Annotated in this window: 14 protein-coding genes; 6 read left to right on the top strand and 8 right to left on the bottom strand. The window is 40.5% G+C overall.

Annotated features, from left to right (window positions below; genetic code table 11):
- Positions 1–17 precede the first annotated feature (17 nt).
- Entirely contained in the window at positions 18–800 is a 783-nt protein-coding gene (locus tag IGI42_RS05225) for a MerR family transcriptional regulator (RefSeq protein ID WP_438714737.1), read from the bottom strand.
- Between the two features lie 221 nt (positions 801–1,021).
- On the opposite strand from IGI42_RS05225, the gene IGI42_RS05220 reads away from it, so the two are divergent.
- On the top strand, positions 1,022–2,356 hold the full coding sequence (locus tag IGI42_RS05220) for a dihydrolipoyl dehydrogenase family protein (protein WP_438714736.1): 1,335 nt from the start codon (positions 1,022–1,024) through the stop codon (positions 2,354–2,356).
- 102 nt (positions 2,357–2,458) lie between these two features.
- Entirely contained in the window at positions 2,459–2,986 is a 528-nt protein-coding gene (gene lepB / locus IGI42_RS05215; RefSeq protein ID WP_438714734.1) for a signal peptidase I, read from the top strand.
- 52 nt (positions 2,987–3,038) lie between these two features.
- On the opposite strand, the gene IGI42_RS05210 is transcribed toward lepB, so the two are convergent.
- Positions 3,039–3,749, bottom strand: a complete 711-nt coding sequence (locus IGI42_RS05210; RefSeq protein ID WP_438714732.1) for a GntR family transcriptional regulator — start codon at positions 3,747–3,749, stop codon at positions 3,039–3,041.
- A gap of 129 nt (positions 3,750–3,878) precedes the next feature.
- Between IGI42_RS05210 and IGI42_RS05205 the strand changes: the two genes are divergently transcribed.
- Positions 3,879–5,756, top strand: a complete 1,878-nt coding sequence (locus tag IGI42_RS05205; protein WP_438714730.1) for a beta-glucoside-specific PTS transporter subunit IIABC — start codon at positions 3,879–3,881, stop codon at positions 5,754–5,756.
- Positions 5,757–5,777: 21 nt separating this feature from the next.
- On the top strand, positions 5,778–7,208 hold the full coding sequence (locus IGI42_RS05200) for a 6-phospho-beta-glucosidase (protein ID WP_438714728.1): 1,431 nt from the start codon (positions 5,778–5,780) through the stop codon (positions 7,206–7,208).
- A gap of 52 nt (positions 7,209–7,260) precedes the next feature.
- Here the strand turns inward: IGI42_RS05200 and IGI42_RS05195 are convergent, their stop codons facing one another.
- Entirely contained in the window at positions 7,261–7,647 is a 387-nt protein-coding gene (locus tag IGI42_RS05195; protein WP_438714726.1) for a hypothetical protein, read from the bottom strand.
- Between the two features lie 100 nt (positions 7,648–7,747).
- On the opposite strand from IGI42_RS05195, the gene IGI42_RS05190 reads away from it, so the two are divergent.
- Entirely contained in the window at positions 7,748–8,104 is a 357-nt protein-coding gene (locus IGI42_RS05190) for a winged helix-turn-helix transcriptional regulator (RefSeq protein WP_438714724.1), read from the top strand.
- A 48-nt stretch (positions 8,105–8,152) separates the two neighbouring features.
- Here the strand turns inward: IGI42_RS05190 and leuD are convergent, their stop codons facing one another.
- From leuD to IGI42_RS05165, 5 genes are all read right to left on the bottom strand, one after another.
- Complete coding sequence (gene leuD / locus IGI42_RS05185) at positions 8,153–8,734, bottom strand: 3-isopropylmalate dehydratase small subunit (protein ID WP_438714722.1); 582 nt, start codon at positions 8,732–8,734, stop codon at positions 8,153–8,155.
- Entirely contained in the window at positions 8,734–10,107 is a 1,374-nt protein-coding gene (gene leuC / locus IGI42_RS05180; RefSeq protein WP_438714720.1) for a 3-isopropylmalate dehydratase large subunit, read from the bottom strand. The genes leuD and leuC overlap by 1 nt, the downstream gene beginning before the upstream one ends.
- Before the next feature lie 2 nt (positions 10,108–10,109).
- A complete protein-coding gene (gene leuB / locus IGI42_RS05175) occupies positions 10,110–11,159 on the bottom strand; it encodes a 3-isopropylmalate dehydrogenase (RefSeq protein WP_438714718.1) in 1,050 nt (349 codons plus the stop codon).
- 4 nt (positions 11,160–11,163) lie between these two features.
- Positions 11,164–12,678: a 2-isopropylmalate synthase gene (locus tag IGI42_RS05170; RefSeq protein ID WP_438714716.1), complete on the bottom strand. Its 1,515-nt coding sequence runs from the start codon at positions 12,676–12,678 to the stop codon at positions 11,164–11,166.
- Between the two features lie 580 nt (positions 12,679–13,258).
- Entirely contained in the window at positions 13,259–13,858 is a 600-nt protein-coding gene (locus IGI42_RS05165; protein ID WP_438714714.1) for a TetR/AcrR family transcriptional regulator, read from the bottom strand.
- Positions 13,859–13,957: 99 nt separating this feature from the next.
- Here IGI42_RS05165 and IGI42_RS05160 point away from each other — a divergent pair, with 99 nt between their 5' ends.
- Positions 13,958–14,563 (top strand): ECF transporter S component, encoded by a 606-nt coding sequence (locus tag IGI42_RS05160; protein WP_438714712.1) that lies wholly within the window; start codon positions 13,958–13,960, stop codon positions 14,561–14,563.
- Positions 14,564–14,813 lie beyond the last annotated feature (250 nt).

The following is a 14,813-nucleotide window of genomic DNA, read 5'->3' as shown; positions in this document are numbered from 1 at the left end:
TTTAGTTGTGGCTTTTTTCATTTTATCGGTAAGTAAATAGTTACTTCATTCTCCGCTGGATCAGTCGTGTTTGGGTCAGTCACGTATAATTCGATCGCCGGACCGACTACTTGCAGATGCTGTTCTTCAACCCACTGACTTAACTGCATATAAACTTCCGTCAGCCGTTCATAATGTCCTTTGTAATGAAGCTTTGCGCAAGGACGGGAGAGTAATTCGTAGGTTTTATCATTCGGATCCGCTACTGGGACACCAAACTCCATGTCATAGTGATCCGGTGTATACTCTGGACTATGATAGATGGACAGAGGTGGACCAATAGGAATCATGCCATCTTGAGCAATTGTCTCGAAAACTTCTGTCATCAGCACGCTGAAATCCTGTACATTCAATACACGGCGGACGGAAAAAATGGTCATTTGCGGACTATCTACGCATTCAATTTGCTCTTGATGTTGCCTATAAAGTTCGCCATCTGACAAAGCAGACAAATCTTTCTCAATCAACGTCTGCAAAGAAGTATAGGTAAGAATTTTTTCGTCAATTTCAGCCTGCTTTCGTTCCAAGGTGACCTTTAGTTGTGCAGGATCAGCTAGGATCTTTTTAATCTCATCTAATGAACATTCATAGTTTCTTAGCTTTTGAATCAGGAAAACGGTCGCCATCTGATTACTACGATAGTAGCGATAACCATTATGTGGATCGATGGCTGCCGGTTTTAGCAGTTGAATTTCATCGTAATAACGAAGTGTTTTAGTAGTGATTTGAGCAATTTTTGAAAATTGACTAATGGTTAACATGAGGGTTCCTCATTTCTTTCTTAGTTGGCTTTTTCATTATACAGCTTCCAGCTACAGGAAGGTCAAGAGGTACTTTTTTCAAAAGAGTCATGAGCAAATGGTCTGATCCCCACATGATTCAGTGGTAAGATAAGAAGAGAGAACGAAATGATTTTGGTCTACTCGAAAAATAGTTTAGTAGAATAGGCCTTTACTATAAAACAAAATGAGGGAGCGATTTGATGGATTTTGATGTATTATTTCTTGGTAGCGGGCAAGGGGCTTGGAATGGTGCTATTCCAATGGCAAAAGCTGGATTGAAAGTCGGGGTAATTGAAGAAGGTTTATTTGGCGGGGTATGTACTAACCGAGGCTGTAATGCGAAAATTACGTTAGATCGTCCAGTTGAACTGCTGCGTCAAGTTGAGCAGTTGAAAGGGCGCGGTTTTGATCGCTTACCTAGTTTGAACTGGCATGATTTAATGGCGCATAAGCATGAAGTCATTGATTCTTTAGCTGAAGGCAATAAGCAAAAATTGGAAAATGCTGGAGTGCAAACAATTATCGGTCGGGGAACCTTCGTGGATAGTCATACGATCGAAGTTGCAGGTAAAGATTATACCGCAGATAAAATTGTCATTGTTACCGGGCAATTACCTCATCGCTTGGCTATTCCTGGGAATGAGCTGTTTCATGACAGCACTGACTTTTTAGTGATGGAAGAAATGCCGGAACGAATGACCTTTATCGGTGGCGGTTATATTGCAATGGAATTTGCTACAGTTGCTAATGCATTCGGTAGTGATGTCACAGTGATTTTACGAGGAACGAAAGTATTACGAGATTTTCACCAGCCGTATGTAGAAGAAGTAGTCAAGGATTTGAAGCGCCGTGGGGTAAAATTTCAATTTGATGTCACGCTGGAATCTGCTGAGAAAACCGAGCAAGGCATTGTTTTACACGGTAAGGAAGGTTATCGACATACTACGGATTATGTATTAGATGCCACTGGTCGTATTCCCCAAACGCAGAACATGAATTTTGAAGGTATTGGTTTAGAATTTGATCCGATCAAGGGAATTTCTGTCAACGATCATTTAGAAACCAACGTTAAAGATGTATATGCCACGGGCGATATTTTAGATAAAGCACAACCCAAAATTACGCCAGTAGCAGCGTACGAATCCCAATATTTAGCCCATTTATTTACGGGAGATACCGACCAGGCAATCGCTTATCCGCCCATTGCCTACAATGTCTTTACTTCTCCAAGAATCGCCTCAGCTGGAGTGACACCAGAAGAAGCGCAGGCAAATCCAGACGAGTACACAGTGACTGCTGTCGATTATGTGGGCAAAGATTGGTTCCACCAAGTAGGTAACGATGACATTAATAAGATCACCTTTGTTTACAACAAAGAAGGCTATATGGTGGGAGTAACCAATGTCGGTAATGACGCAGTAGAAACAGTGAATGGTCTGTTAGATGTCATGAATGCTAAAATGAAAGCACCGGAGCAAGAAGAATTGATTTATATTTTCCCAAGTATTGCTCATTCTTATATGAAGTATATTTAAAATTAGCTTGTTGAAAGGTGAAAATAAACGGCTCCTAAAAACATCTGTTATTTGTAGGTTATTCTTGATATAATGGAGAAAAGTTTCGTAGGAGGTTGTTTATTGAAGAAAGAACGCTGGCTCACCTTTGCGGATGTTGCCTTTTTCATTGGTGCGTTAGTTGTTGTATTGATGGCTCGCCATTTTATTTTTACCCCGATTGAGGTTATCGGTGCCTCGATGAATCCCAATTTAGAAGACAGTGAACGTCTTTTTGGATTAAAGGTGGGGGAGATTAAGCGCCAAGATATTGTTTCCTTCCGTGCACCTGATGCAGAAGATAAAAATTATATCAAACGGGTCATTGGCTTGCCTGGGGATGTAGTGACCTATGAAGCAGACCAACTGTACATTAACGGCGAAAAAGTGGCAGAGCCTTACTTGGATCATTTCAAGGCAGAAATGCCAGCGGGACTTCAGCTAACCGAGGACTTCACCGCTACTGTACCAGAGGAAACTTATTTTGTTATGGGAGATAATCGCCAGAATTCCAAAGATAGTCGGATGATCGGTGCCATTGACCAAGATGAGATCATTGCCAATGCTAAATTGAAATTTTGGCCGCTAAATAAACTTGGAACAATTGAATAAACGAAAAAAATAGCAGACCAAATGCGGTCTGCTATTTTTGTTATTACGTCTCTTAATGATTCAGACTACTACTTTGAACAAAGAATTGTGAATGTTCATAGTGATAAATCGTTCGTGAGAAGTCAAAGGGGGTACCCGAAGATAAATAGAACAGCTCTTCAGTAAACAAGCCGGGATCTCCAGGTTTCAATTCAAGCAAGCTGCTATTAGCTTCGTCGAGTTTGATCACATGCAGGTATTTGTCAGAAAAACCGATCGTCAATTTCAGGGCTTCATTCAAATAGTTAAAAATGGAACTCACCGCAATTTCTTCATTCAAATAAGTCACGATATCAATTTTAAAGAACGATTCTTCTACACACAGAATTTGTTCATTAATGTAACGAATCCGTTTGACACGATAAACTTCTTCACCTTCCTGGCAAAGCAGACTCTCCTTTACTTCCAAATCAGGCAACACTTTTTCTAAAGACAAGACCTTGGCGGTAATGTCAAAATGATCTAGGTTAGTAGTGAAGCCTTGGTTTTCAATCATGCTGATATAGCCCAAACGATTTCGCCTTCGGACAAAAACCCCGCTGCCTTGAATCTGATAAATTGCCCCGCGACCTTCTAAAATGTTCAGTGCCTTAACAATCGTACTTTTACTTACGCCATATTTACGAATTAATTCTTCAAACTTAGGCAGCTTTGTTCCTTGTTGTAAATCATCTTCAACGATAGTTTTTTCAATATCCGCCGCAATCTCCATGTATTTCAGCATTTTACAATCTCCCCGTTCATTTTTCTTCTATATTATAATACCACAACAAAATAATATTTTACAGGTCTTGACAAATTGTGCATTCACAATTACACTATGAGTGTACAATAAAAGACGGAGGTTGTTTAAGTGAGTAAAGTAAGAGATTATTCGAAATTGGCCCAAGATATTATCGATATCATTGGTACAGACAAAATTGCAAACGTTACCCGGTGTGCTACTAGACTGCGTTTGGTATTAACAGAGATTCCCGAAGATGCGAAGGAAAAAATTTCGCAACTGCCAGGTGTCATTTCGGTCGTTATCAACAATGGTCAATTCCAAATCGTAATCGGTACACATGTGGGGGACGTGTACGATGCTGTTATGCAATTAGTGGATATAGATGCAGATTCTGGAGTAGAAGAACCTAAGGGTAGTATTCTAAATCGAATTATTGCAACGATGTCAGCAGTATTCGCACCATTTATTTATATATTAGCAGCAGCTGGTATTTTGCAAGGTGTACTTATTTTAATTAATTTAGCTTTTCCAGCTTTTGCAACCACTGATACTTATCGCGTGTTCAGCTTTATTTCATGGGCACCATTTACCTTCTTACCGATTTTTATTGCCATTACGGCTTCAAAACACTTTAAAGTAAATATGTACATTGCGGTTGCTTGTGCGATGGCATTGGTTTCACCTGACTGGGCAACCATGGCCGCTGAAATTGCTGGCGGACAAAGCCTAACTTTCATGGGAATTCCATTGTCAGAAACAACGTATACTTCATCAGTATTACCACCACTTATCTTGGTTTGGCTGTTGTCTTACTTAGAAAAAGGGATTGAAAAGATTTTACCTGCTGTAGTTAAACCGTTGTTTACACCGTTATTATGCCTAGTAATTATGGTTCCTTTAACTATTCTAATATTAGGTCCAGCATCATCAATGACGGCAACTGCAATTGCTAATGGATATAACTTCTTAGTATCGGTCGCTCCAGCATTAGCCGGCGCAATTATCGGGGGCTTCTGGCAAGTAGTCGTAATCTTCGGGGTTCACTGGGGAATTACCCCAATGGTTCTAGCTAACTACGAAATGTATGGTCGGGATTCTTTCCAAGCGTTCCAAACGATTGCCGTAGTTGCACAGGTTGGTGCGGTACTAGGGGTATTCTTGAAAGCTAAAAGCAAAGAATTAAAAAATGTTTCTTTATCTGCTTTTATTACTGGGATCTTCGGGATTACTGAACCAGCTATTTACGGCGTAACTTTACGTTTCAAAAAACCATTTATCTTTGGTTGTATTTCAGGAGCAATCGGCGCAATTGTTGCTAGTTTCTTCCAACCTTACTACTTTGCGTATGCTGGTCTGCCAGGAGTGTTAACGATCGTTAATGGTATTGACAGCAGTGTTCCCACTTCATTTATCGGAATTGCGATTGGTTGCGGGATTGCTATCGTTGGACCAGTAGTCTTAACGCAAATCTTTGGTTTTGGTGAAACAATTGAAGAAGATGTAAAAATGAGTCAAGAAATTGAACAAGATACAACCGTTCCTAATACACTGATTTCTCACCTAGTCTGTGCACCACTAAAAGGCGAAGTAATTAGCTTAAAAGATGTGCCGGATGAAGTATTTGCTAGTGGTGCAATGGGTAACGGAATTGCGATCAAACCAACTGATAATAAAGTATATGCACCTTTTGATGGCGTAGTTACCAGCTTATTTGCTTCAAAACATGCGATTGGTTTAACTTCAGACGAAGGCGTTGAAGTATTAATCCACGTTGGCTTAGATACTGTAAACCTTGAAGGCAAACCATTTAATTGCTTAATTGAACAAGATCAAACCGTTAAAAAAGGCGATGTGTTGATGGAAATTGATTTAGCTGCCATTGAAGAAGCGGGCTATTCAACCATTACACCGATCATCATTACAAATACAGCAACTTATGAATCAGTAGCAGAAGAACAACTAGGCAGCGTATCATTTGGCGATGCCGTACTGAAAATAAACTAAACTAAACTTTGGAGGAACAACATGAATAAAGACTTTTTATGGGGCGGCGCATTAGCCGCTCACCAATTTGAGGGCGGCTGGGATGCAGACGGCAAAGGAGCAAGCGTAATCGACGTGATGACTGCTGGTGCTCACGGTGTACCAAGAGAAATTACGGAAACAATTGAAGAAGGCAAATTTTATCCCAACCATGAAGCGATTGATTTTTATAACCGCTACAAAGACGATGTGAAATTATTTGCGGAAATGGGTTTAAAATGTTTACGTACTTCAATTGCCTGGACACGCATTTTCCCTATGGGTGATGAAGAAACACCAAATGAAGCAGGTCTACAGTTTTACGATGACTTATTCGATGAATTATTAGCAAACGGCATTGAACCAATTATTACGTTGTCTCACTTTGAATTGCCTTTGCATTTAGCTCGCGAATACGGTGGTTTCCGCAACCGCAAAGTGATCGACTTCTTTGAAAAATTTGCCATTACTTGTTTTGATCGTTACAAAGACAAAGTAAAATACTGGATGACCTTCAACGAAATCAACAACCAAATGGATACGAATAATCCGATTTTCTTATGGACTAACTCGGGCGTTATTGTTGAAGAAGGCGAAAACGCCAAAGAAGTAATGTACCAAGTAGCCCATAATGAATTAGTAGCTAGTGCCAAAGCAGTCATTGCCGGCAAGAAAATCAACCCTGATTTTGAAATCGGCTGTATGATTTCTCATGTGCCAATTTATCCTTATTCATGTAACCCAGCAGATATTATGGCAGCTGAAGAAGCAATGCACCAACGTTTCTTCTTTGCTGATGTTCATGTTCGCGGCTACTACCCAACCTATGCGTTGAAAGAATTCAAGCGTGAAGGTTATCAAATCGACATTCGCGATGAGGACTTGGAAGTATTAAAAGAGGGAACCGTTGATTACATTGGTTTCAGCTACTACATGTCAACAGTTGTTAAAGCGGATGTCAACAACAATAATTTGGATAACGTAGTCAATGGCGGCCTACCAAACGGGGTGGAAAATCCTTATATCGAAAGCAGCGATTGGGGCTGGGCGATTGATCCAGAAGGTCTGCGCTATACCATGAATCGTTTGTACGATCGTTACCAATTGCCACTGTTTATCGTAGAAAACGGCTTTGGTGCCATCGATCAAGTAGAAGAAGATCATTCAATTCATGATCAAAATCGGATCGATTACTTAACTAAGCATATTGAAGCGTTGAAAAAAGCTGTCGATTATGACGGGGTTGAATTGTTAGGCTACACACCTTGGGGCATCATCGACTTAGTATCCTTCACCACCGGCGAAATGAAAAAACGCTACGGCATGATCTACGTTGATCGTGATAACGAAGGCAACGGAACGATGGAACGCTACAAAAAAGATTCTTTTGACTGGTACAAACAAGTCATCGAATCAAATGGAGAAAAACTATAAATTTGTTTACAGGATGGGACTTTCTAAGGAAGGTTCCATTTTTTTGTGCGGCTCATAGCAAAAAAAGAATACTGATGCTGAGGAGGAAGGTTATTAGACAAAAAGGAGTCATCACCATGCGTTCCTTCTTACTGTTGGTTAAAAAAGCATTCGAAAAAATCGCAAAAAATAGAAATATAGTAGCTACGATTATAACGTTTCTGTCCAAACTCGTCAGCCCTGTTAAGTTCAGAAAGCCTCCATAATTCAGGTAGCAGATACCAATGACACTCCAAACAGTAACGAATAGTACACTGATTATTCTCATAGAATAAGGGAGCACGACATGTTTCCCACCCAGCACATATTCACCCAAGGGAAAACCGGAGACTAGCAGTAAATGAAGCAGTGCGTTGGCGAAAAAACCGACCGCTGCAACCAAACTAAGAAATGCTAACATAACTATTTTCCTCCTTTACTGATTTTTTTCAGTATATAATAGGTAGAAACCAAGTACAATTACGCACAAATAAGTAAGATACTAACCGGGGGGTAAGCAAGTGGGCACAGAAAAAAACAATCACTGTATAGTAGAGGATCATGGGTTTGAGCAGCTTGAGCAGATCTTAGCTGTTATTGGAGGTAAGTGGAAAATTCAAATTATCTACCATTTGGGCCAAAAGCACACGCTACGCTACGGACAGTTGAAAAGGCTACTACCAGAAATCAGCCATAAGGTGCTGTCCGCTCAATTGAAGGATTTAGAAAAAAGTGGATTAATTCAGCGGATTGAATACCTAGAGATTCCTCTGCGGGTAGAATACCTGCTGACCGAATCAGGAGTCGGGCTTATTCCTGTTTATGAAGCAATGAGTAAGTGGTGTGAAGAAAACAGCAGCTTACTGCAAAATCCATAGATAAAAAACCAGACTCAAATTTCAAGTCCGGTTTTTATTTATCTTTGTTTAGTAAGTTGGCATTTTTGCTTCGTAAGCGGTAATGGCATCTTCATGTGCCAATGTAATTGCGATATCATCCAAGCCGTTAACTAATTTATGCTTCCAAGTTGGATCAATCGGAAATTCATAGCTAGCTGTTGGTGTCACAATTGTTTGATTAGGCAAATCAATCGTGATTTCTGCATCAGCAGGTAATTCACTCAATTCTTTTCGAGCATCAGCCGGCATACGAATCGGCAGTAAACCGTTTTTCAATGCGTTCATATAGAAAATATCGCTGTAGCTGCCAGCTATTACTGCATGGAAGCCATAATCCTGCAAAGCCCAAGCTGCATGTTCTCGTGATGATCCTGAACCAAAGTTTTCGCCAGAAACTAAAATGGTCGCAGCTTTGCGTTCTGGTGCATTTAAGATAAAGTCAGGATTCAATGAACGATCATCCAAATAGCGCCATTCATCAAACAAATGCTTGCCGAAGCCTTTTTTATCCACTTGTTTCAAGTAATTTTTCGGAATAATTTGATCAGTATCAATATTATCCTGCATAAAAGGAACCGTTGTCCCGGTATAAACAGTAAATTTCTCCATTAGATTGCCTCCTTGCGAATGTCAACAAAAGTTCCGTTCAAGGCAGCTAGTGCCGCCATTGCCGGACTGCATAGATGAGTACGTGCGTCTTTTCCTTGGCGACCTTTGAAATTCCGATTAGATGTTGATGCACAGTGAACACCAGGTGGTACACGGTCAGGGTTCATTCCTAGACACATTGAGCAGCCAGGCTCCCGCCAATCAAAGCCAGCCTCGATAAAGATTTTATCCAAGCCGATTTTTTCCGCTGCTTTACGTACTGGACGTGAACCGGGCACGACAATGGCTGTAACATTTTCGTTAACCTTTTTACCTTCAACGATTCGAGCTGCTTCCTGCAAATCAGAAAGACGACCGTTCGTACAAGAGCCGATAAAGACATAACCGATTTCGATATCAGATGGTTTTTGACCTGGCTTCAAATCCATATATTCATAGGCTTTTTTGTATTCTTCAGTTTTAGGCTCTGGGAAGGTGCCGTCAACTGGTACACCCATTTCTGGATTGGTTCCCCACGTAACGAAAGGCACTAATTCATCTGCATCCAAAGTCAAAATCGTATCGTATTTTGCATCTTCATCAGTGTACAATTCTTTCCAGTCGTTAATTGCCGCTTCCATATCCTTCGGCGCATATTCGCGACCTTCGACATAAGCGAAGGTTTTTTCATCTGGAGCAATCAAGCCAATTTTTGCACCGCCTTCAATCGACATATTACAAATTGTCATGCGTTCTTCCATTGATAGTGAACGAATCGTTTCGCCGTAAAATTCGGCTGCATAGCCAACGCCAAAGTCTGTTCCATATTTTGCGATCAAAGCCAAGATAATATCTTTTGCATAGACGCCTTTAGGCAATTCGCCGGTAACCTTGACACCCATGTTTTTAGGTTTGTCTTGCCATAGTGATTGGGTAGCAAAAACGTGTTCCACTTCACTTGTACCAATCCCGAATGCCAACGCACCGAAAGCCCCGTGAGTAGCGGTATGAGAATCCCCGCAGACAATCGTTTTGCCTGGTTGAGTCAGACCAGTTTCCGGTCCAACCATATGAACAATCCCCTGACGGTCGCTGCCGTTATCACAAAGCGTTACGCCAAATTCTTCACAGTTTTCTCTCAACGTATCGATTTGTTTTTTCGCTACTAGATCGGTAAAGTTAAAAATATCGACAGTTGGTGTATTGTGGTCCATTGTTGCAAAGGTACGATCTGGTCTGCGCAATTGACGACCTGCCTCGCGAATGCCCGCAAAGGCTTGTGGAGAAGTCACCTCATGAATCAAATGCAGATCGATATAAAGCAGTTGTGGAGCACCTTCTTCGCCGTAAACCACGTGGCGGTTCCATAGTTTGTCAAATAGTGTTTGTGCCATAATTAGGCTCCCTTCATTTCTGTTAAAACAGCTTGTGTAAATTCTTCAGTTGAAGCAGTCCCGCCTAAGTCACCAGTAAAGATGCCTTTTTTCAAAACAGCATCACAGGCTGCTTCAATGGTTTGTGCCGCTTTTTCTTCTTGAAATGATTGACGCAGCATCAAAGCTACGGACAAAATCATTGAGATCGGATTAGCAATCCCTTTACCGGCAATATCTGGTGCCGATCCGTGAATTGGTTCGTACAAGGATGGTCCCTCAGAGCTGTGGCTAGCACTTGGCAGAACACCTAGTGAACCAGGCAAGACAGAGGCTTCGTCGCTTAGGATGTCACCAAATAGGTTCTCTGTAACAATTACGTCAAAGCTGCTAGGAGCTTGAATCAATTTCATAGCCGCAGAATCAACATATTGATGTTCTAATGTACAATCTGGATAATCCTTTGCTACTTCTTCTGCTACTGAACGCCATAATTTGCTAGTTGCTAGCACGTTGGCTTTATCGACAGAAGTGACTTTCTTGCTGCGGGTTTGAGCAATTTCAAACCCTTTGCGTAAGATCCGCTCGATTTCAAATTTTTGATAACGATTGGTATCATAAGCTTCCTCTGTACCTAGTTCTCTTGGTTCACCAAAGTAAATTCCGCTAGTCAACTCGCGAACGATGACTAAATCTGTTCCATTAATAATCTCTGGTTTTAACGGTGAAAGATGAAGCAACGCCTCGGAAACAGTTACCGGACGAATGTTAGCAAAAAGATTTAATGCTTTACGTAGTGCCAGCAAGCCTTTTTCTGGTGTTTCCGGCCCTTTTTCCCATTTAGGGCCACCAATTGCACCTAACAAAATTGCGTCGGCTGTTTCACAGGCTTTTAAAGTATCCTCTGGTAAAGGCTGACCGGTTAAATCAATCGCTGCTCCACCAAAAGGCTGTTCTGCGATTTCAAAGCTTTCGTTTGTTAATGCTTCAGCAGCGGCTAATACTTTTAAACCGCTAGCCATAATTTCTGGTCCGATGCCGTCACCGGCTAATGCTACAATTTTCTTCGTCATTTCGTTACTCCTGTTCTTTCATTTGATTGCTTGCTTGAATATAAGCTTTGGCCGAAGCCTGTAATACATCAAAATCAATGCCGATTCCTCGGAAGATTCGATTGGTTTTAGGATCATTTAAGGTTACCCGTACTTCGGCTTGCGCGTCTTCACCGCCAGTGATTGCTTGAATTTCATACTGCGCTAAATCTGGACTTTGTTGGAACAATTCATCAATGGCATTGTAAATTGCTTGAATACTACCAGAACCGATCTTAGAAGCGACTTTCGTCTGGCCTTGTGCATCAATAATTGAAACAATTGCTCCTTGATAGCCGCCGGAGCTGTACTGTACTTGGACATTGGCCAATTTGCAGGTTTCGCTTTCTTCCCGTGATTGGTCAGTCAGTAGGGCAATCAAGTCTTGATCGGTAATTTGTTTCTTCTTGTCAGCCAGATCTTTGAAGCGAATGAAGGATGTTTTGATTTCTTCATCCGACAATTGATAACCTAGTTCTTTCAATTTCTCTACAAACGCATGGCGACCTGAGAGTTTGCCAAGCGGCAGTGAATTTTGACTAACACCCACCAAAGTAGGGGTGATAATTTCATAGGTTTCCGGATTTTTCAACACGCCATCTTGGTGAATTCCTGATTCGTGAGCAAAAGCATTGTCGCCGATGATCGCTTTATTTCTTGGTACCGGAATACCAGACAAACGTGATACTAGATCACTAGTCCGTTTGGTTTCGTTCAACACAATGTTGGATTCACAATCGTAGAAATCTTTACGAATATGCAGAGCCAATGCCACTTCTTCCAAAGCCGTGTTACCCGCTCGTTCACCGATTCCGTTCACTGCGCCTTCCACACGGTTCGCCCCGTTCTCAATGGCAGCTAGCGCATTAGCAGTTGCCATCCCCAAGTCATCATGACAATGAGAAGAGAAGGTGATCTCCTGATCGCTCTTAATGTTTTCGATCAAATATTTGAAAATTCCGCCGTATTCGGTTGGATTCGAATAACCAACAGTATCTGGTACGTTGATGATGGTTGCTCCAGCATCAATGGCTGTTTGCACAGCTTCTAATAGGAAGTCTCGATCGGTACGGGAAGCATCCTCAGGTGAAAACTGAACTTTTTCAAAAAGTGTTCGCGCATAGCCAACGTGCTCTTTAATAGAAGCAATGACTTCTTCTTTAGTCATTTTCAATTTGTATTCCATATGCACATTACTAGTTGCTAGGAAAGTATGGATTTGTGGGTCCACCGCATCCTTTAATGCTTCATAAGCTCGATCGATATCTTTTTTCTGACAACGTGCTAGTCCCACAACAGTCATCCGCTTTGCACTTTCAGCAATTGCTTTGACGGCTTCAAAATCTCCTTGTGATGCGATCGGAAAACCTGCTTCGATCACGTCGATGCCCCATTTTTCTAACTGCATGGCAATTTGAATTTTTTCCTTTGTATTAAAATTGACGCCGGGTGTTTGTTCACCATCTCGCAGGGTGGTATCAAAAAATTGAATCTTTCTCATTTTTATCCGCTCCTTTTAACAAAAAATAGGTATAAAAAAAGCACTCCATCTAAGAAGAACCTTTTTCTTCTCGATGCAATGCGAATAGGGACTCTCTTTTAATTGCTTAAAGAGTCCCTGTTATAATAATAAGTTGTTAAAGTTGTTTGTTGTATATGTCATGGTATTCACCTATCAGTTGTCAATATTTTTTGTTGATAAAAGCATATAAAAGATTCCTTACAAAGTCAATAGATTTATGAAAAAAAGATTAAATTTCCATGATCGGATACATTTATCCAAATATCTTTTTCGGTGTTCAAAGGGACCAAATAGATGACTTAGGCTCTAACTAATGAACTTGTTTACAAACGAAGGGGGATTGGCAAGAGTATTGCTATTGTCAAAGAAAGATATTCAGTAAGTATCTACTATGAGATATGCCATCAAAGCTGTAAAAGCTGCTTTTTCGCACTTTTCTGTTAGTGGAAGTGAAGCAGCTCTTTCGGAAATGATCCGAGTAATCGTAAAAATATGAGCAGTTATTTACGGATTATTCGCGTATTTCTCGGAGTTGAATACTTCTGTTACAATCTCAATCTTATGTTCGCGGCAATAAAGATTTCATCAGCGAAAACTGCTGATCAATTTGGACCTCGCTAATATCACCGATTAGTGCTAAAACACTTAATCCTTCGATGACGAACATGAAGTTTTCTGCCAACTGACCTAATGGTTGGGCTAGTAAGACGCCTTGCTGAACACCTAACTCTAGAATTTCGGAGATCGTTTCTTTGGTAGCGCCCATTTGTGCCTGCTGAAACTCACGATCCTCATCTGATTTATGGGTGAAGTAATACTCGTACATAGCCCGCAGCATACTATCATTAATTGTATTTAACAAACGTTCTTTGTGGCTGTTGAAGTAACTGTCCAACAGTTCATCAAAAGGCTGATTCTCTTTAATGGATGAGCGAATGGAATCAAATTTTCGGCTGTTGCGCCGCTTTACTGTCTCAATAAAAATCTCATCTACTGAGTCAAAATATAAGTAAATTCCACCACGACTAATTCCGCATTCATCAATAATATCCTTCATAGTGACATCAATTAAGCCTTTTTTCGCGAATACTTTTCGGGCACTTTTTAAGATAGCTTCACGTTTTTGACGTTTACGCTCTTCATTTGAATTGTTTTTCATGGGTCACCTCGGTAATCAATTAATGACACAGGTGTCATTTTTATGTATAATCATTCCAATGACACGAGTGTCATCGAAACTAACTTAGGAGTGAAAAAAATGAATACTAAAAATAAAACGTATCGGCTAACGATTCGTGCTATATTAACTGCTTTGATTATGTTACAAGCAATGGTTCCTTTTTTAGGCTTTATCCCACTAGGAATCACTGATTTAACCATTATTCATATCACAGTTATTATTGCGGCTGTTGTGTTAGGGACAAAAGATGGTATGTTTATCGGTCTGGTCTGGGGCATCTTTACAGTTATCCGAGCATTTACCTCGCCAACTAATCCGTTAGATACGCTCGTTTTTACCAACCCAATTGTATCCGTTCTACCCAGAGTAATGGTTGGACTAGTAGCAGGGGCTTTATTTACTTGGCTTTATAAAAAATATCATAAATTAACGTTGGCAACGATTATCGCAGCCGTTTTTGGTTCTTTAACAAATACGGTTTTAGTATTGTCACTCATGGGTTTATTATACACTAACAGCGTAGCCGATGCCTATGGTGTAAATCCTTCTGGGCTGATCAAAGTACTAGGAACATTGATTTTTACTAATGGAGTTGCTGAAATGATCGGAGCTGCAATTATTACTCCTTTGATCGTTCGTGCGCTATTTGCAGCGACGCATCTAAGTCCTGATAATCGAAATTAGTTAGAATAGGCTTGTTATTTTAAAAATATTTTCACTTGTGGTAGATAGTTGTATTCTGACTAGGAAATCACTAAAGTATCAGGTTCTATGCAAAAAATAAAAGTATAACTATACTGAAAAAATAGACCACTGAGCAGCCGGTTGCTCATTAATAAAATGAACAACAGATAACCTGAAAAGAACAAACGTTATTCAAAATGTGTTTGTTCTTTTATTTTTTTAGTGTTGACAAGCTAAATCCAATGATGGT

Source organism: Enterococcus sp. AZ109 (genome assembly GCF_051714625.1).
Classification (GTDB): Bacteria; Bacillota; Bacilli; order Lactobacillales; family Enterococcaceae; genus Enterococcus_A.
The sequence above is the reverse complement of the archived record's forward strand: the minus strand, read 5'-3'. Positions and strand labels throughout refer to the sequence as shown.